Origin of the sequence: Gynuella sp., from assembly GCF_050297175.1 — a bacterium.
Taxonomy (GTDB): Bacteria; Pseudomonadota; Gammaproteobacteria; order Pseudomonadales; family Natronospirillaceae; genus Gynuella.
In genome coordinates, this window is sequence record NZ_JBNKSF010000016.1 from 48,704 (window position 1) to 68,197 (window position 19,494).

Here is a 19,494-nt window from a genome sequence, read left to right on the forward strand (position 1 = left end):
ATTAACCGCGGAAAGCCGATTTAAACCATATAAAATGTAAGATGATTAATGGCCGCATGATCAGGCTTTAATTACTTTCAGATAGGAAAATATTCAAAAGACGCGACGATGTAAGACAAATGGGAAATTTACTCTGTAATAGCCTTATAAAAAAACAGGTTTTTAGTTAGTGTTTTCATACTAACAAAATCGGCAAAAAGTAGATAAATAATTTTACAAAAAAAGATAATTAAGGCGACGCCAATATGTTAACAAAACCGATTCATCTAGTGCTAAAGAGGTAGATGAATCGGATGAAGGAAAACAACGAACACTGCGTTTGCTATATCTTGAACCGAGAAATAACCTGACGCAGTGACTCAGCAATACTGGAAAGTTCATGACTCGCTTCTGAAACTTTCTGACTTTCATCATTGCTGATTTCTGCACTCTCATTAATGCTCAGAATGCTTTGGTTGATTTCATTGGCCACGGCAGCTTGTTCTTCAGAAGACGTGGCAATTTGAACACTCATCTGATTGATGGAATCGACATTCTGATTAATATGATCCAGCGATTCTGCCACCACCGTTACTTTCGAAACACTCTGATTGGCAGTGTCTTTGCTCTCCTGCATGACACTGACCGCACGACGGGAACCGTCCTGCAAACGTTTGATCATGGTTTCAATTTCGGCAATGGAATCCTGAGTTCGTTTTGCCAGGGTACGCACTTCATCAGCAACAACTGCAAATCCTCGTCCCTGTTCTCCTGCCCGTGCAGCCTCTATCGCGGCATTCAATGCCAGCAAGTTGGTCTGCTCAGCAATGCCACGAATAACATCCAGGATCGAACCAATATTTTCGCTGTCTTTCTCCAGGCCGTTAATAACCTCTGACGCATGTTGCACACCTTCCGCCAGCTCATTTATCGATGCTTTTGCCTCCAGCATTGTTTGATAACTGTTATTAGCTTCGCTGTGAGCCTCACGAGTACTCTGAGCAGTATTCTCAGTATTCTTCGAAACTTCCTCTACCGTTGAAGACATCTCATTCATGGCAGTGGCCACCATTTCAATGTCCTGGGATTGTTTGCGGATGGCTTGTTGGGAAGAAGCTGCAATGCCTGTCAGCTCGTTGGCAGCAGTTGATACAGTGTTCACCGTTTCAGAGACAGACGTCATACTTTTTTGTACGGTAGATAACATGGAGTTAAACGCAATAGCGATCTGTCCGACTTCATCTTTGCCTTCCAGATCAGCACGTAACCGTAAATCCATTTTGTCAGCAACATTTCGCATAACGTTTAATAGTTTGGCAACCGGCTTGGTAATGGTAGAGGCAATAAACCATGATCCAGCCAGTAACAACATCAATACCAAAACCAGGGCGAACAAAGACTTATAAATATTTTGATAGAATATGCTGTCAACATCATCCACATAAATACCTGATGCCACAATCCAGCCCCAGGGCTTGTGACCAAGTCCATAGGTGATCTTGGAAACATAGTGTTTATCGCCGGTTTTATCCCATACATAGTTGATATATCCCTGGCCTTTGGAACGAATCATTTTGATCAATTCCTGGTTTATCATCACACCATTGGGATCCTGAATATTAAGGGAATCGTTTCCTTCAAGACTGGCATGGGTACCATGAGCCAGCATAATTCCATCCATATTCAATACGAAAAAGTACTGGCTTTTATCGTATTTCAGCGAACGAATCACGGCCAAAGCCGTTTGCTGAGCCTGTGAATTATCCATTGCTCCTGATTGCTGCTGTTGATAGAAGAAATCAATTACATCATAGGCCGTTTCCACTACTGCCCGGGTCTCCAATTTCCGGTCTTCAAACAGATTTTCCCGCAAAACCAGAGACGACCTGAGTTGCAATAGTAAAATGGCAATGACTGCAATAGAGGACAATAACGCAATCTTAATTGCGATATTCAATTGTTTAAGCATATTCATAACCGTCAATTACCTTTATGTTTACCTTGTCATTATTAATTGTCAGATCAAATACTCTGATTTTCCGTCCTTATTAGGCATGTTGGCGACAGCTACCAACAGGTAAACCATAAACTGCAGGGTGGAATTATGAGGTATGAAATGACGTCATATCCCCAGTATAGCCAGAGGATTACTTCTAACAGACATTTGTGTAAAAAAAGTTGCCTATCAACGAAATCTCTTGAGGTAGATCAATGCGCCAGTGCCGGCGAAGACACCGAAGTCACCAGTGCTTATAGAAGATATTCAGGATACACTAAGGCCATCAAAAACACTGGCGAGCCCCGACCAGACACAGACTCTTATTGGAAACACCATGTTTGAACTACTCTCAGAACCTCGAAAAGACCCGATTTTAAGCTTGTCCGCCGCTTATAAGGACGATCCCAGAGCAAACAAACTGGACCTGGGTATCGGCGTATATCGCAACAACAATGGCATCACCCCGGTCATGGCCGCTGTCAAAACCGCTGAGCAATATCTGTTGGAAAACCAACCGTCCAAAGCCTATGTGGGACTGGCCGGTGATGAAATCTTCAACGAAGCCATCACCCATCTGTTACTGGCAGGCACGGAAGCCGAGCATCGGGCCATTGCCTTACAGACCCCTGGAGCCAGCGGAGCTCTAAGAATGCTGGCCGATCTGATCAGACAGACCAAACCCAATAGCACCGTCTGGATCAGTGATCCTGGCTACGTTAATCATCGCCCAATTATGGAAGCCGCTGGTCTGAAGGTGAGAAGTTATCCTTATTTTGACCCCAATACCAAGACCCTCAATGAAGCCGCAATGTTGGAACAGTTTGCTCAACTGGGTCCGGATGACATTCTGTTATTACACGGTTGCTGCCACAATCCTACTGGTGTTGATCTGGAATTCAGTCACTGGCAGCAAATCACGAGCATGAGCCAGAAACAGGGGTTCCTGCCGTTTATCGACATCGCCTATCAAGGGTTTGGCGACGGCCTGGAGCAGGACCTAAAGGGCTTGCAGCACGTGGTCGATCGGGTAGATGAAGTGCTCATCACCACCTCTTGCTCAAAAAACTTTGGCCTTTATCGTGAGCGTACCGGTGCAGCAATATTGGTTGGTAAAGACAAACAAACAGCCAGTAAGGCACGAAACCGGATGTTCGAAATCGTGCGCGCCAACTACACCATGCCCCCTGATCACGGTGCAGCCATCGTGGCACATATTCTGACAACTCCGGAACTTAAGCAGCAGTGGTTACAGGAGTTAAATGCCATGCTGACCCGCATCAAAAGTCTGCGTACATCGATAAGCACTCAATTTCGGGCCAAAACCGGAGAAGATCGGTTTGCATTCTTTGAGCATCATAAAGGCATGTTTTCTGTTACCGGACTGAGTACAGAACAGATTAATCGCCTGCGAGAGGAATTCGGAATATATATCGTTGGAGACAGCCGCGTGAACGTTGCTGGTATGCAGGAACAGGCTATTCCCTATCTGATCGACTCCTTCCTGGCTGTCGGCGCCTGACCTCAGTGTTCCGGTTGCCTGGATTCACCGAATCCGGGCAACCAATTTGATTACTCGGTTTTAAATCGACTCACCAACCCAATCAACTCACTGGCATGACTGGCTACCTGACGAGCGGATTGATCGTTGTCGTGTACAAAACCCGCTGAATCTGAAGCCTGATCGGCAATGACCGTAATTCGTTCAGCAACATCCCGACAGACACCACTTTGCTCTTCCGAAGCAGTCGCAATCTGCTGGGCCATACCATTGACGGAAGTCACCAACGTGGAGATCTTTTTCAACGATTCCGCTGCAGTGATAGCGGTTGACTGAGTGGATCCACTGCGTTTTTCCGATTGTTCCATCGCGGTGATGGCTTCTGTTGCCCCCCGTTTCAGACGCTCGATCATTTGACCAATTTCCTCGGTGCTGTTCTGTGTCTTGCCTGCCAGATTTCTGACCTCATCAGCCACCACCGCAAACCCACGTCCCTGTTCACCCGCACGAGCCGCTTCTATCGCGGCATTCAGCGCCAATAAATTAGTCTGTTCGGCGATGCTTTTGATGACATCCAGAACCGACACAATCTCGTTGACGTCATTACTGAGGACATTCACCCGCCCAGCGGCATTGCTGATCTCTGACACCAGCTTTTCGATATCGGCTAACGAGTGCTGCACAGTTTCTGTTGCCTCGCGGGCTTCCTTCTCACCATCGGTAATCGCATCAGCCACCACTGAAATATTCTCTGAGATCTCTACTGCTGACGCTGCCATTTCGGTGACTGCCGTGGAAATCTGATCGGTCTCAACGCGCTGGCTGTCGAACAGGTCATTGATCTGGGTGGAGTTACTGACAATCCGATCTGCCGAGTCATCCACCCGTTGGGAGGCACCACGAATCTGCCGCACAATATTTGCAAGATTATCTATGAAGTTATTCACGTGTAGCGACAACGTTCCGATCTCGTGGCGGTCCAGTACCTCCATCTTATAGGTCAGATCACCATGACCCTGACTGAGTTCTTCAAGTGATTTGGAAATCCGCTGGATGGCCCGAATCAATGGGGTCGCAAAGAAAACGGCCAGAACAACCGCAATTGCCAGACTGATCAATGCAATTATCAGGCTGACCATCAGACTTTTGTCTGAAGCCTCCTTGGCATGGCGCTTCAGAGTCTCCAGAATGCTTTGAATATCATCGAAGTAGAATCCAGTCCCGATTACCAGATCCCATCGTGGCAGGTAGATGGAGTACGCGACTTTTTCAAACGGTTCCTGCTCTCCCGGTTTGGGAAACCAGTAACTGCTGTAACCAGTCTTATCCTTACCGGCATTTATCAATCCCTGAATCAGATAATTGCCTTTCTTGTCCTGCAAATTCCAAAAATTCTCACCAATACCAGCGTCCGAAGCTCCCAGAAAAATCCGTATACCCTTGCTGTTGTAACCAAACATGTACCCGCTCTGACCAAACTTCAGCTGCTGAAGCTTGGGGACAGCCTCCTCCAGACTTCCTCCGGATTCATAAATATCAGCAATGGAGGAATAGGCCAGGTCAATATATTGCTTTAACTCGGCACGCTTAAGCGCAACCATACCTTCAGATGCACTCTGAACCTGTGTTCGGACGGTCTTTTCGTCCAGCAAGTATAAAGTTATCAGCATAACCACCGAGAGAAATAGTACGGGGAAAATTCCTAAAAAAACCAAACGAACCTTGACAGACATGCTCATAAAACAACCCTAATTGAAATTTTTTTATTAAGAGTACCTGGCACTTCACTGCTGTAAGACACCACTCCATTGGTCATTGATCCATCTTGTCTTACCATCAAAGCCATCGAGACATAAACCTCTTAGGGAACCTTTGAAAAAACGGCCTATTTTTCAGAGGCGCCTTAGCTTTCAACAATTCTCAGAAAATACTGAAAATTATTGTAAAAACAGATACTTACCTCAAAACTGTGTGATGACCCGAACTCGACAGTCCGCCAAAAAAAACCTGCATTACCTTTGGCTGTCGATTCTGTTTAAAGAAAAGACAAATCAACACTAAAACTATAGTCAAAAAAACTTAAAACGAGATAAATCTGCAGAATTAATTAACAAGACAACCGGTTTTCAGATACACAAAAAAAATACTTATCCATCACTACCGGGACTCTACTACCTGGCATGTAATTTTTTCAGTTGTCGAACAACTGACTTAACCATAAAACAGCCGTAATCCTTTTTGCCTTTCACCCTATACGACCTAAACAGAGAGTGCCTTTTACACGCGATCTCAGCCTGACCAGACTTTATGATGCATTGGAAATCTGACGACCTATGGCGGCAGCGTCTTATAGCGATCATTGATCCACCGATGATGACCAGAACTCTGCACCTCAATGCGACGGTATCAGGTAAAGGTCCCAAAAAATGGTTTGCTGGCAAAAGGTGAAGGGAAGGTTTGAAAATACTAAGGTGAGAATACGCATAGCAGCGCCAGTCGAAGCATTGGCAATATCGTATTTGCCGAATAAAGGAAAGCAATTCTGAATTATAACAATAGGACGTGCTTATTCTGTAGATCTATTAATAGATCAAAGTCTTCCTTATATAGCAACCTTTTTGTCGCATCTTTTTTATTTATTTTAGGTTTTACTGATATACATCATTGTTCGAAATGAACCAGTTCACTATATTTGGAGAGACTGAACAAAGGTGGCTCACACCAAGGCAGATACCGGCACAACGCCAAGGGACACTCAGCATTAAGAGGATCACCCATGAACGAAACTCTCATCGAGCTGTCGCGGCTGCAATTTGCATTCACCGCGATGTATCACTTTATTTTTGTACCGCTAACCCTCGGATTAACGTTCTTATTGGCAGTTATTGAATCTGTCTATGTGATGACCGGTAAAGAAATTTACCGTGACATGACTAAGTTCTGGGGAAAGCTGTTTGGTATCAATTTTGCCATTGGTGTCGCGACAGGTATTACCATGGAGTTTCAGTTCGGCATGAACTGGTCATACTACTCCCATTATGTTGGTGATATTTTCGGAGCTCCTCTGGCAATAGAAGGACTGATGGCATTCTTCCTGGAATCCACCTTTGTCGGTCTGTTTTTCTTCGGCTGGGACCGGCTCAGCAAGGTCAAGCACCTGATGGTAACCTGGCTGGTGGCAATGGGGAGCAACTTTTCCGCCTTATGGATTCTCGTTGCCAATGGCTGGATGCAAAACCCTCAGGGCTCTGTATTTAATCCAGAAACCATGCGGATGGAAATGACCAGCTTTTCCGATCTGATCTTCAACCCAGTGGCTCAGGTAAAATTTGTTCATACCGTCTCAGCCGGTTATGTCACCGGAGCCATGTTTATTCTGGCCATTTCCTCTTATTACCTGCTGCGCAACAGGCATGTGGCATTTGCCCGTCGCTCTTTTGCCATTGCTGCCAGTTTCGGCCTTGCCTCAGCACTGTCTGTGATCGTGCTTGGTGACGAAAGTGGTTATGAGCTCGGTGATGTGCAGAAAGTCAAACTGGCTGCCGTGGAAGCGGAATGGGAAACCCAGACTCCGCCAGCTGCATTTACCCTGTTTGGACTCCCCAACAGCGAGACAGAACACACTGATTTTGCCATCAAGATTCCATATGTTATGGGCTTGATCGCCACCCGTTCGATCGATGAACCGGTTCTCGGCATCAAAGATCTGAAAGACCTCAACCGGGAAAAAATCATCAATGGCGCCGAAGCCCACAGTCTGCTGCAAAAAATGCAGCAACAAAGCCTGACAACGGCTGAGCAGTCGCGCTTTGATGCCACTGTCAAGGACCTGGGTTACGGTCTGCTGCTGGAACCCTTTGCCAAAGACATGAATCACCCAACCGCGGCTGAAGTGGATGAAGCTGTCAACTACAGCATTCCAAAAATCTGGCCAATATTCTGGAGTTTCCGCATCATGGTGGCCGCCGGTTTCTTTATGCTGCTGGTGTTCGCACTGGCGTTCTGGTACAGCACCCGGCACCACATCGGCAAGCCCAAATGGTTCCTGAAAATGGCTCTGTTCAGCCTACCCCTGCCCTGGATCGCCTGTGAAGCCGGCTGGTTTGTGGCGGAATATGGCCGTCAGCCCTGGGCAATTGCAGAGGTTTTGCCAATACACACGGCAGTCTCCAATCTAACCATCACTGACATCGTCATCTCACTGTTGGGTGTTGGCCTGTTCTATTCCTGTATGTTCGCGGTGGCTATGTTTGTCATGGTTAAGTTTGCCCGCAAAGGGCCGGAGTCTGGCAGCAATACCCCTATTCCTGATAACAGCCGTCTGAAAGGAGTTGAAGCATGATTGATTATGAAATGTTGCGCATCATCTGGTGGGTACTGGTCGGAGTTCTGCTTATCGGCTTTTCCATTACTGACGGTTTCGATCTCGGGGTCGGTGCACTGTTAACCCTGGTCGGCAGAAGCGACAACGAACGCCGGGTCATGATCAATACCATTGGCCCGCACTGGGATGGAAATCAGGTCTGGTTTATCACCGCCGGCGGCGCTATTTTTGCCGCCTGGCCACTGATCTACGCAACCGCATTTTCCGGGTTTTATTTGGCCCTTGGCCTGACCCTGGCTGCTCTGTGGATGCGCCCCCTGGGATTTGACTACCGCAGCAAACTGCCAAACCGCAAATGGCGCGAGTTCTGGGATTGGGCATTGTTTGCCGGTGGTATCGTTCCCGCCCTGATCTTTGGTGTTGCGTTTGGCAACCTGTTGCTCGGAGTACCGTTCTCCATGGATGCCAACCTGAAAGCCACTTACAGCGGTTCCTTCTTCGGTCTGCTCAGACCATTTGCACTGGTCACCGGTCTGGTCAGTGTTGCGATGCTGCTATCCCATGGCGCCACCTGGTTACAGATGAAAACCTCCGGTGAGCTGCGAAAACGCGCCGAAGGTGTGGCGTTTGCGTTGTCTCTGACCACCTGCATGCTGTTCATTCTGGCCGGCATCTGGGTCGCCTTCGGCGTGGACGGTTATGCCATCACCTCTGCGGTGAACGGCGCAGCTGCCTCCAATCCACTGCATAAAACCGTCGAAGCGGTCAGTGGGGGCTGGATGCACAACTACACTCTGTATCCTTGGATGATCGCGGCTCCAGTACTCGGAGTGGTAGCGTCCATCATGACTGCAATGATGTCCAAAGCCGGAAAAGCCGGTTGGGCGTTTGTGTTCAGTTCACTGACCATCGCCGGTATTATTCTGACTGCAGGGTTCTCCATGTTCCCGTTCCTGATGCCCAGCAATACTATGCTGAATGCCTCACTGACAATCTGGGATGCAACATCCAGCCATAAAACCCTCGACATCATGTTCTGGGTGGCCATGATCTTTGTGCCGATTGTCCTGGCTTACACAGCTTACTGCTTCTGGGTCATGCGTGGTCGCCTGAAAGAAGAACACATTGTGGCCAACAGCCACTCCCTGTATTAACTGTCTGTTAGGAGAATCAAGATGTGGTACTTTACCTGGATACTCGGCGTCCTGCTGGCCTGCTCCTTCGGTATCATTAATGCCATGTGGCTTGAGAGCACCGAAAACCTGGACCGCGACATAGATAGCGACAGATAGCCATTGCCGGTGTAAAGGGGACACCGGCAGCCAGCCGGCCAGTCCCTTTTTTTAGGTTATGAAATCCAGCAATGACTCACAACTGATGCAGTGGCTGAGGCAACAGAGCCAGCCATTCCAATCCACCACGCGCAAAGTGGTACTGGCTGCCGTGCTGCAGTTTATAGTGCAACTGGCCTCGCTGTATCTCATTGCTGTCATTGCCCAAACGCTGATTATTCATCAGCAACGCCCCTCTGCCGTACTGCTCGGCGAGCTGATACTGTGCCTGGCCGCGCAACTGTTATTCCATCAACTTAAGGCGCATCAGCAAACGATGTTACGCCGTCAGGTCATGCTGCATTTCCAGCAGGCTCTGCACCAGCGCTTGCAGCAATACAGCCTGGCATTATCCCGTAGCCACAGTAACGCCAGCTGGCAGTCCTTCTTTCTGAAACGGATACCCGCATTGCAGGGATACTACTGCGATTACCTTACCCAGCAACGTATTGCCAGCATCATCCCTCTGATCGTGCTGGCGGTAGTGATGCCGTTGAGCTGGCTGGCCGGCCTTCTATTACTGCTGTCAGCGCCGTTGGTGCCATTGTTCATGTGGATCGTCGGCGTCGGAGCCGCCAATGCTCATCGACAGCATTTTCTGGCCATCGAACGACTTGGCGGTATTTTTCTGGATCGCCTGAAGGCAAAACAGCTGCTGACAGTATTTGACCGCACTGACGCGGAAAAACAGCTATTTGAGCAGGCCTCCGAGCAATTGAAAACACGTACATTGAAAGTCGTCAGCCTGGCATTTCTCTCCTCTTCTGTACTCGACTTTTTCGCCACGATTGCCATGGCGCTGGTGGCCGTGATCATCGGATTCTCCCTGCTGGGAGATATTCCATTCGGTAATTGGGGACAACCGATGGATCTGCAAAAAGGCCTGTTTGTATTGTTACTGGCACCACTGTTCTTTGCCGAACTCAAAACCCTCGGCCGGTTCTACCACAGCAAAGCCGAGGCCCTCGGTGCCGCCCAGGATTTACAACAGATCATTGCCCGCCCGGTCGATGTACCGCACGATCGCTCCAGCCATCATGAACTGCACTGGCGGGAGGTCAGCATCCTCCATGATGGCGGCCAGCCGTTGATTCAGATTCATCAGCTTGATCTTCATCCCGGCGACAAGGTGCTGTTGCAAGGGCCTTCAGGGGCAGGTAAATCGACGCTGCTTGAAGCCTTGATGGGACAACGCACGCTGAGCTGCGAACAACCGGTGGAAGTATTGCAATGGCAGCAGATTTCCTGGCTTGGTCAGCAAGCCGTACTACTACCGGGTACTGTCCGCGAGAACCTGACCCTGGGACACCCACGTAGTGACGAACAGCTCTGGCAAGTGTTGCAACGGGTCGAGCTGAGCGACTGGGTAACCCAGAGCAAACAACAGCTCGATACACCACTGGGAGAACATCCGCCATTGTCCGGTGGTCAGCAGCAACGACTGGCCCTGGCCAGAATATTGTTATTTGATCAGCCGGTCATTTTTCTCGACGAGCCCACGGCTCATCTGGCATCGGAGCAACAACAGCGCCTGACAGAACTGTTGCAGCAATTACTGCAGGAAAAAACCGTGATCTGGATTTCGCACCGTCTGCTGGACCAGGACTTTTTCACCCATCACTGGACCATTAACGCCGAACAGCGCGATTTCGTTCAACAGGAGATCGAGCGTCATGCTTAGAGTCAGTGCCCTGTTACTGGCCATCATCAATGCTGCTGCCGGTTTGACACTCTTACTGCTGTCTGGCTGGTTTATCGCAGCGGCGGCAGTCGCCGGTCTGAGCCCTCTGGCTCTGAATTTCAATTACGTTGTGCCTTCCACGCTGATCCGGTTGCTGGCGTTTGTCCGCATTATCAGCGGCTATGGAGAAAAGTATGTCGGCCATGCCTCGCTGTTTGACATCCTCGGTATGCTGAGACTGAAACTGTTTACCCAGGTCATACAGTCCTCACAAACGGCAGCGCGGGCCGGAGAACTGGAAAAGCTGACCCTGCATACGGAGTCGCTGGCCAACGCCAGTCTGAGCTATCTGCACCCGAATCTCTCTGCCCTGACCCTGGCCACTGCGGTGGGAATAACCCTGATCATGCTGGCACCGGGTCAGCTGAGCCTGTTCATCGCGACCATGTTACTGGTCATCGGTCTGATCATTCTGCAATACCAGCGCTTGCGGAACATCAAACAGCGCCTGAATGAACAACAGTCAGAATATCGCTTTGAGCTGGAACACTATCTGCGTTCAGCCCCACTGTGGAATTATCAACTGAGTCACCAGACAATGAACCAGCGGGAACAGGTGTGGCTCAACCAGCTACTGACATTACAGGCACGTCAGCATCAAAGTGAATGGGGGTTGTTACTGTTATCATCGATAGCCTTGGTTGTCGCCATTGGCACCGTTCCGGAAACACTTACCGGCTCGCCTTACGCACTGCTGGTGTTTCTGGTCTATCTCGCCATACCGGACTGGCTCGGAAACAGTATTCGCGCCATCAGTGCCGGCATCGATGCCCGTCAGGCCCGCCTGATGCTCGCGACTGACACAGCACCAGAGAGCATCGCTGCAGATAACACCCCGGCAGCCGTGAATGTCCATCAGTTACGATTACAAGATTTTGGCTGGCAGAGGGATGAACAGCTGGGCCAGGCACTCAACCTGCAACTTCAGCGTGGCAATATTCTGTGGATTAAAGGCAGCTCCGGTAGTGGTAAAAGTTCTCTGCTGATGGCACTGGGGGGCCTTTTGCCATTTTACGGAACATTACAGTTGAACGGTCAGACCCGCCGACAGTGGCAACCCGCTTCGTTGCTATACATCGAACAATTCCCCTATATTCTGTCAGACAGTCTGCGTAACAATCTGCTGCTGGCCGCTCCCGATGCCGATGACACCCGATTAATTCAAGCCTTACAGTTTGCCCAACTCGAAACATTGTTGCAGGAAGGACTGGATCAATGGCTTGGAGAACTCGGCAGGGACCTGTCCGGGGGCGAAAAAAAACGCCTGGGACTGGCCCGTGCCTGGCTCAGCAAAGCACAGGTCTGGCTGCTGGATGAACCATTTGAAGGACTCGACCAACAAACCCGCAATACCTTGACCAACAATCTCGAAAGGATTCGGGATCAGCATATAGTAATCATTGCTTCCCACATTGAACCTGAAAATATCCTGCTGACTCAGATTGTCGATATGGATCAGAGCGACACTGCAATCTCCAGCCGGCCCTGACCAAATATAAGTATTTATGCCGGCCAAATATCAGTAGAAATGACACCAAATCAGATGAGTTTTTAGCGCTTGAATGGACTTATCAACTCTTGTTTCCAATTTCTTGACATATCACCTTGCATCTAAGGGGCGCTTTCGGAAGAATCCCAGGCTCCACTATTCATACTCAAAGAAAAAGTTGTAATGTCAGACAAAAAATCCATACACGGTATTTGGGCCAGTCGCTGGGTCTTTATTATGGCGGCAACGGGTTCCGCTGTTGGTTTGGGTAATATCTGGAAATTTCCTTATATTACCGGCGTCAACGGTGGCGGGGCATTTGTCCTGGTATATCTGATCTGCGTCGCACTGATCGGGCTACCAATTCTGATGGCAGAAATCATGGTTGGACGCCGGGGGCGCCAAAGCCCGGTCAACTCACTGATCGATGTTGCCTCCGAATCAAACGGATCGACCTTGTGGCAATTGATCGGCTGGGTTGGTGCCGTCGCGGGTTTGCTGATTTTCGGTTTCTATTCTGTTGTCGCAGGCTGGATTCTGGAATATGCCGTCGAAATGGGCAGCGGTACATTCAATGGCAGCAATATGGAGCAGGTTGGCAATATCTTCAATGCCCTCCTAGCCGATCCAGGCAAAATGCTGATCTGGCATACCATTTTTACCGTACTGACCATGGCGATTGTGGTTAAAGGTGTCAATGAAGGCCTGGAGCGCGGTGTCAGAATTCTCATGCCGATCCTGTTTGTCCTGCTGGTCGTCGCATTCGGTTACGGTGTCAGCAGCGGTCATTTTGCCGATGCCTGGCATTTTATGTTTGATTTTGAGCCTTCAAAACTGACGGCAAAAGCGGTTCTCTCGGCCCTCGGACATGCTTTCTTCACCCTTAGCCTGGGGATGGGCACCATGATTGCTTACGGCTCTTATATGACGCAGAAAGCCTCCATCGGCAGCACCGCCGTACTCGTGGTCTTTCTGGATACCGCCGTTGCTTTGATTGCCGGATTGGCCATCTTTCCAATTGTCTTTGCCAACCAAATGGATCCTGGTCAGGGGCCTGGCCTGATGCTGGTAACACTGCCGGTTGCGTTCGGCAATATCGCTTTGGGTCAACTGTTCGGCACACTGTTCTTTATTCTGGTCGGCATTGCAGCCTGGACCTCCTCTATTTCATTGATGGAGCCGTCTGTTGCGTTTGTCGTGGAAAAATTCAAACTAAACCGCTTGCAGGCCTGCCTGGTCCTCGGTGGGCTAGGTTGGGTACTTGGAGTTGGCGCATTATTGTCCTTCAACAAAGGCAGTGACATTCTGATATTTGGCAAAAACTTCTTCGACTTCCTGGACTATGTCACCGCCAATATCATGTTACCGCTAGGAGGAATGTTCATTGCGCTGTTTGCCGGCTGGGTGGTCAAAACCCGGATCAGCCGCGAAGAAATGTCGATCACACCGCTTGCTCATCAGCTCTGGCTGATATTGGTGCGCTTTATCGCTCCGGTTCTGGTACTGATTGTCTTTATCTATAACCTGCTGCAATAACAACCTTTCGGCTCCAGCGATCTGCTGGAGCCTCAATCAAATGTTCATCATGATGATTGCAGCCATGTCGTGAAAATGCAGTAGACCATTGCAATCACTGGCCTGCACATATGATATGAGACACTTCTCACAAACCCTAACTAATCTGCTTGCTAACCATCACCTGACGTACTATAAGTCACCATTCACATTAATGGTCAGCCAGTCTTCGACCATCTCTGTCTCAGGAATGAATTAATCGATAAGGAGCTTTCGATGCCTTTTCTCATGACGCAGTTATTTTCTGTTTCCCCAGTGAATATCACACTCAGTACCTGATTATTAAAGTCATGCCTGAGGACCGGCCAGTGATTTTCCCTTCATTCCCCCGTTTTGCCTGTTGCTCATTCAGGTTATTGAATTTCTGTTTTCGATAAGGAACTTTCGAGATGACCCAATCCACTGCCCCCATCGTTCATGCTGCCCGCCAGATTCTAGGCGCAGACAGCAGCCAGTTCTTTCTCAAAGTCGGCGATCTGCCTGCTGACAGTTTTCTGGTTGAGAATGTAAAGTTACAACACTGGCGCTTTCACCAGGACTTTACTCTGAAACTGAAAATCCTGGCCCTCAAGGATATTGACGATACCACTCTGCTGCATGCAACAACGACGTTCCAGTTGCAAACCGGTGGATCCCTGAAACCACTGCACGGATTGATCACAGAATGGACCGATGCAGACGGCAATGGTGACTATCGGGGCTTACAGCTGACCATCTCGTCGGTCTTAAATCCCCTGCGTCATCAGCAGCATAACCGGGTCTTTGTAGACCGTTCAGCGACCGAGATTGCCGAAGAACTGCTGCAACACAGCCTTGGCGACCTGGCGGGCGTCGATGTGCTCTGTCAAACCTCGCCGGTGTTACCGATGACGGTGCAATATCACGAATCCGACTACGATTTCATTCGTCGTATTCTGGCCAAAGAAGGCGTGTTTCTGAATCTTCATCAGGATGATACCCGAACGGTCGTACAATTGAGTGACGACCTGACCCAATTGCCCGAGCACGAAATTACGATCCGCCAACGCTTTGCCACCAACGCAGGTGCAGCCAAAGACGACACCCATGCTTTCGCTGTCATTCAAAACCAGCAACACCATCTGTCTCAGATTGCCTTAAATGACTACCAGCCCTGGGTCTCCGCCAGCCTGATGACGGATGCCAGTCTCGGCGGCAATCAGGGCATCGGCACCAGCGAACACTGGGGACTAAACTACGATTCCTCCGACAGTGGCCGGCAATTGGCGACCCGGATAGCACAGATTCATGACTGGCAGCGCCAGACCCTGACCATTCGTACCACCAGCCGCGAGTTCGCTCCGGGCATGTTGTTGCAGCTGACCGAACACCCCCGTTTCAGTGGCGACTACCGGGTCATCCACGTCGAATATTCCGGTTCCCAGCGTGCTGCCAGTGGCGGCAGCAATGATCAGGGCTGGACATGCACGCTGATCGTTCTACCGGCAGATCTGCCCTGGTGCCCACCATATGCCCCCAGAACACCGCATTACGCGGCCATGAGTGCCGTAATCGCCGAAGAAATCGACGACAACGGTTGTTACCGTGTGCGGCTGCCATTCGACCGCCGTGCAAACAGCGAAGGGCCCGCCAGCCCTCCCGTTCGGTTGATGCAACCCCTGGGTGGCAGTGACCACGGCATGCACTTCCCGCTGGCCAAAGGCACAGAAGTTTCTGTTTTGTGGGAAAACGGTGACCTCGACCGCCCTTACATACAAGGCGCACTGTATAACGAACAGGCCGAAAACCCGGTCACCGACGCTAACGCCCGGCAGAACCTGATTCGCACCCGTGGCGACCACCGGCTGCTGTTCGATGACACACCCGATCAGGAACACATTCATCTGACCACTGCGAAAGATCAGAACCACCTGACCCTCAGTGCCGCCAGTGAAGGTCACTTTGCCGAACTCGTCTCTGAAGAAGGTGAAGTTCGCTTACGTGCCGGCAAATCCGCCACCTTTGAGAGTGGCGAGGACCAACAAGTTACCGTTGGAGCCAATCACAGCATTCACGTACAGCAGGACTACAGCCTGCAAACCGAGGAAGGACAAATCACCGTAGCCGCATCGACGGATATGGAGTGGACCGCCGGCAAAGCCATACGCATGCATAACCGCGAACAAAATATCGAACTGCGTGCCACCAAAGCCATGCAATTCCAGGCCGGCAACCATTTCTGGCAGCAGGTTGACAGTGGCAACTGCGAAGTTCTCGTCAGTGATGGCAGTTACAGCCTGGAAACCGGAGCCGATCAGGTATTCAACAGCCAGGGTAACAGCATCACCATCACCCAGGGCGACGCCACCCTGCAGTTGGACGGCTCCGGCAACCTGACTCTACAGGCCAATAGCATTGAACTGACCGCTGACAGCATCGCCATCAAAGGCGGCAGTATCGGCGACAACTGAGGGCGGCCACGATGACATTCACCGAAATCACCCTCACCCTCGCCAGCGGTACCCAATTACCGGTGCAATACATGGAAGGCTGGGAAGATCTGAACCAGCCGACCCGGCTGGAAATTAACTGCCCGGTCACCGATCTGTTCGAAGATACCGATGCATTGCTGGGCCAGGCTGTTACCGTCTCCATGCAGGCAGGAGATCATCAGCGTGTCTGGCAGCTGGTCATCGACCGCATTCAATACCACAGCGAAGGTGCTGGCGAGTACTGGCAATTCTACCTGTGTTCCAAATTGCTCTGGGGTACCCGCCTGCAACGTACCCGGCTGTTCATAGACCTCAGCCGTGAGCAGGTATTACGGCAACTGTTGCGCGAATGCGGTTATCAGGACTTCGAGATAGAACTGACCCTCGACCCGGTACCCGCGCCTAAAGGGCCATACCTGCAAGCCCAGGAAGACAACCTGCAATGCTTCCATCGTCTGCTAGCTGAAGTGGGTGGTATTTACTGGCTCGAACACCACCCCGAACGCCACCATGAAACCCTGGTCATCCGTAATGACCCCAGCGTCAGCCCTTACCTTGAACAGGTCCAGTGGGCCCAGGTAGTATCCGGACTGGCGCCCGATGCCCAACTCAATCGCATCACCAAAGCCATACGCCGGGTGACCGGACGCCGTCGCCGCTATGGCCATGCGGTCAAAGGCAATACCCGTTCACTGAGCCGCGATGATGCCAATATACAAGGTTTCGAACCGCCGTTATCACGCTCCCAAGCCGAACAACGGGCCCTGTTTCAACAACAGGCCGACGAACAATTCGACTGGCAACTGGAACTGCACAGCTTTCAGCCTCTGCTCGCCGTCGGCTATACCCTGGTACTCGATGCCTCTCAACTCCCGGTTGCCGAAAGCGGTGAATTTCGCATTCACAAAGTCCGTCACCACGCCCGTACCGCCGGGAGCGGTTATGGCCTGCGCTACCACAACGAAGCCTGGGTTATTCGCCGCACCACACCGGTACGCCTGACACTGGCTGAACAAGCTGATAAACCACTGCTGTTTCCGGCCCAGATCGAGAGTCACCATGACTACGCCGAGCTCAGTGCCGATGGTCGTTACTATCTGCGGCCAGCCTTTGACCAGAGCGGCAAACCCATTGCCCAGGCCAGCCCGCTGCTGGAGCGTGTCAGCATTTACGCCAGTCCGGAAACCGAACAGGCCCCTTCCGCCGGCTGGCATTTTCCGCTACTCGATCAAAGCACGGTACTGGTCAGCTGTCTGAATAACGATCCTGCCCGTATGGCCATATTAGGGTTCATACCCAACCGGCGGCAGATTGGACCGGTGACCAGCGAAAACGCCAGCCAGTCCCGGATCGTCACACCCAGTCAGAACGAACTGCTGTTCGATGATGATCCCTATGTGAATCGCATCGCCCTGTTCACCTTCGACGGTCAAAACCAGTGCGAACTCTGCGCCCAGAACGAAGCCGCCTTCGCCGGCATCCTGAGCCAGTACGGCAGCCTCCGCCTCACGGCCGGCACCCGGTTGTTAATCAACACCGGTGAAAATCTCAACGAACGCATCGGCCAGCACCGCACCGTACAGGTCAAACAAAACAGCGAGCTGCACACCGAACAAGGTGCGATTCGTCATCAGGCCGCCACAGAAATGAACCTCAGCGCCGAGCAGAACATCTACCACAACAGCGATGGTGACTACAGCCTCCAGGCCGCCGATGGCGATATCCAGATCACCGTCGGCGACGGCTTCAACACCGAAGTCAGCGGTGGCGACATGCAGGTGAAAGTCGCCGCCAAAGCCACCCATCAGATCAATGGCACCATCGACCTCACCAGCCAGGGTGGCAACATCGTCATCACCGACGGCACTGGCGGTATACAACTCGACGCCGCCGGCAACATCAAACTCTGGGGCAAAAAAATCACCCTCAACGGCCAGAGCGGCACCCAGCTGAATGGTGATATCAGTTATGAAACCGGCAGCGGGAATGAGCCGGAGAGTGTGGCAGCGCTGGAGATACCGGCAATAGTGGAGACGCTGGAGCTGTGCCTTGACGGCGGAGAACCTATTGAAGGATCACCACACAGCTATGAACGCGAAATTGCCCGCAGTGACAACAGCGAAGACTGGATTGAACTTGAAATCAAAAACCAGGATGGTGAGCTCCAAGCTCATTGTAAAGTCATCATTACCCGTGCCGATGGCCGTGAATTACTGACTCAGACCGATAGCAGTGGCCGCTTGCATTTGCGCCGCAGCGACATGGAAGGGGCAAAAGCACGGGTATTAGGCTACACAGTGGAGTAGACGCATGAAAGTACATATGGTTCGACATGGAGAGTGTCTCACAACGATCGCCGCAGAGTTCGGTCTGAGCCCAGAGGAAATATGGAGCCTGCCCGACAATCAGTCACTGACTAATGAACGGCGCCACAGTGGTTGCCTGGCCCCAGGCGACCAATTGGTCATCCCTGATACCGCCAGCCAGGGTAAAGACATCGCCATCAACGATTTGACCGTGTTGGTGATTGCCGACAACCAGTATCAATTACAACTGACACTGGTCGACAACACATTCAATCCGCTCAAAAACCTGGAGGTACGATGTACCTGGCCGGACTGCAAACGCTATATCAGTGGTATCACCGATGCCCGTGGAACTGTCCGGCTGACCCTGCCCAACCAGTGCGACAAAGGTATTCTGGCCTGGGAATACCAGCAGCGCCAATGGATACGCGGATTTGACGTCGGCACTCTGCTGCCAGAAGAGCTGGCGGCCGGCATGGATCAACGGCTAGCCAATCTGACCGGCAGCCTTGGCCACTACAACGATCAGTTCATAACCGCATGGGCCGATGAAACCGGGCAAAGCCCTGATCAACTTGAACAACAACTCACCGGACAAGCATAAGCCTTTGGAGACTGCTGAATGACGCTTCGTACTCTCTACTATTTTAGCCTGATCACTCTGGCCGCTACGGCGTGCCAGGCCAAACCGTTACCGGAACCTCCCTTTTCCGTTGAACAAATGGAAGCCTTTGCCGATCCGATTGATCTTGAAGTGTTGTATGGGCTGCACTACAACCAGGACCGTGTTCATGGTAAAAAA

At 50.9% G+C, this 19,494-nt stretch carries 13 protein-coding genes; 11 read left to right on the forward strand and 2 right to left on the reverse strand.

Annotated elements, in window-relative coordinates:
* Window positions 1–322 precede the first annotated feature (322 nt).
* On the reverse strand, window positions 323–1,954 hold the full coding sequence (locus ACQY6I_RS06210; RefSeq protein WP_428240604.1) for a methyl-accepting chemotaxis protein: 1,632 nt from the start codon (window positions 1,952–1,954) through the stop codon (window positions 323–325).
* A 358-nt stretch (window positions 1,955–2,312) separates the two neighbouring features.
* On the opposite strand from ACQY6I_RS06210, the gene ACQY6I_RS06215 reads away from it, so the two are divergent.
* Window positions 2,313–3,497 carry an aromatic amino acid transaminase gene (locus tag ACQY6I_RS06215; RefSeq protein ID WP_428240605.1) on the forward strand — a complete coding sequence of 395 codons (1,185 nt, stop codon included), beginning with the start codon at window positions 2,313–2,315 and terminating at the stop codon, window positions 3,495–3,497.
* 50 nt (window positions 3,498–3,547) lie between these two features.
* Here ACQY6I_RS06215 and ACQY6I_RS06220 read toward each other — a convergent pair whose 3' ends face one another.
* A complete protein-coding gene (locus ACQY6I_RS06220; RefSeq protein ID WP_428240606.1) occupies window positions 3,548–5,146 on the reverse strand; it encodes a methyl-accepting chemotaxis protein in 1,599 nt (532 codons plus the stop codon).
* Between the two features lie 1,106 nt (window positions 5,147–6,252).
* Between ACQY6I_RS06220 and ACQY6I_RS06225 the strand changes: the two genes are divergently transcribed.
* The 10 genes from ACQY6I_RS06225 to ACQY6I_RS06270 all read left to right on the forward strand — a co-directional run.
* Window positions 6,253–7,818: a cytochrome ubiquinol oxidase subunit I gene (locus tag ACQY6I_RS06225; RefSeq protein ID WP_428240607.1), complete on the forward strand. Its 1,566-nt coding sequence runs from the start codon at window positions 6,253–6,255 to the stop codon at window positions 7,816–7,818.
* Window positions 7,815–8,954: a cytochrome d ubiquinol oxidase subunit II gene (gene cydB, locus ACQY6I_RS06230; protein WP_428240608.1), complete on the forward strand. Its 1,140-nt coding sequence runs from the start codon at window positions 7,815–7,817 to the stop codon at window positions 8,952–8,954. Before ACQY6I_RS06225 ends, cydB begins: the two co-directional genes overlap by 4 nt.
* A gap of 21 nt (window positions 8,955–8,975) precedes the next feature.
* On the forward strand, window positions 8,976–9,092 hold the full coding sequence (gene cydX, locus ACQY6I_RS06235; protein WP_428240609.1) for a cytochrome bd-I oxidase subunit CydX: 117 nt from the start codon (window positions 8,976–8,978) through the stop codon (window positions 9,090–9,092).
* A 58-nt stretch (window positions 9,093–9,150) separates the two neighbouring features.
* Window positions 9,151–10,812, forward strand: coding sequence for an ABC transporter ATP-binding protein/permease (locus tag ACQY6I_RS06240; RefSeq protein ID WP_428240610.1), 1,662 nt, complete (start codon window positions 9,151–9,153; stop codon window positions 10,810–10,812).
* On the forward strand, window positions 10,805–12,361 hold the full coding sequence (locus ACQY6I_RS06245; protein WP_428240611.1) for an ATP-binding cassette domain-containing protein: 1,557 nt from the start codon (window positions 10,805–10,807) through the stop codon (window positions 12,359–12,361). Before ACQY6I_RS06240 ends, ACQY6I_RS06245 begins: the two co-directional genes overlap by 8 nt.
* A 183-nt stretch (window positions 12,362–12,544) precedes the next feature.
* Window positions 12,545–13,897 (forward strand): sodium-dependent transporter, encoded by a 1,353-nt coding sequence (locus ACQY6I_RS06250; RefSeq protein WP_428240612.1) that lies wholly within the window; start codon window positions 12,545–12,547, stop codon window positions 13,895–13,897.
* Between the two features lie 428 nt (window positions 13,898–14,325).
* Window positions 14,326–16,365, forward strand: coding sequence for a type VI secretion system Vgr family protein (locus ACQY6I_RS06255; RefSeq protein ID WP_428240613.1), 2,040 nt, complete (start codon window positions 14,326–14,328; stop codon window positions 16,363–16,365).
* A gap of 11 nt (window positions 16,366–16,376) precedes the next feature.
* Window positions 16,377–18,692, forward strand: coding sequence for a contractile injection system protein, VgrG/Pvc8 family (locus ACQY6I_RS06260; RefSeq protein WP_428240614.1), 2,316 nt, complete (start codon window positions 16,377–16,379; stop codon window positions 18,690–18,692).
* A 4-nt stretch (window positions 18,693–18,696) separates the two neighbouring features.
* On the forward strand, window positions 18,697–19,296 hold the full coding sequence (locus tag ACQY6I_RS06265; RefSeq protein WP_428240615.1) for a LysM peptidoglycan-binding domain-containing protein: 600 nt from the start codon (window positions 18,697–18,699) through the stop codon (window positions 19,294–19,296).
* Window positions 19,297–19,314: 18 nt separating this feature from the next.
* The coding region (locus ACQY6I_RS06270; protein ID WP_428240616.1) for a hypothetical protein at window positions 19,315–19,494 on the forward strand (180 nt) is incomplete at its 3' end.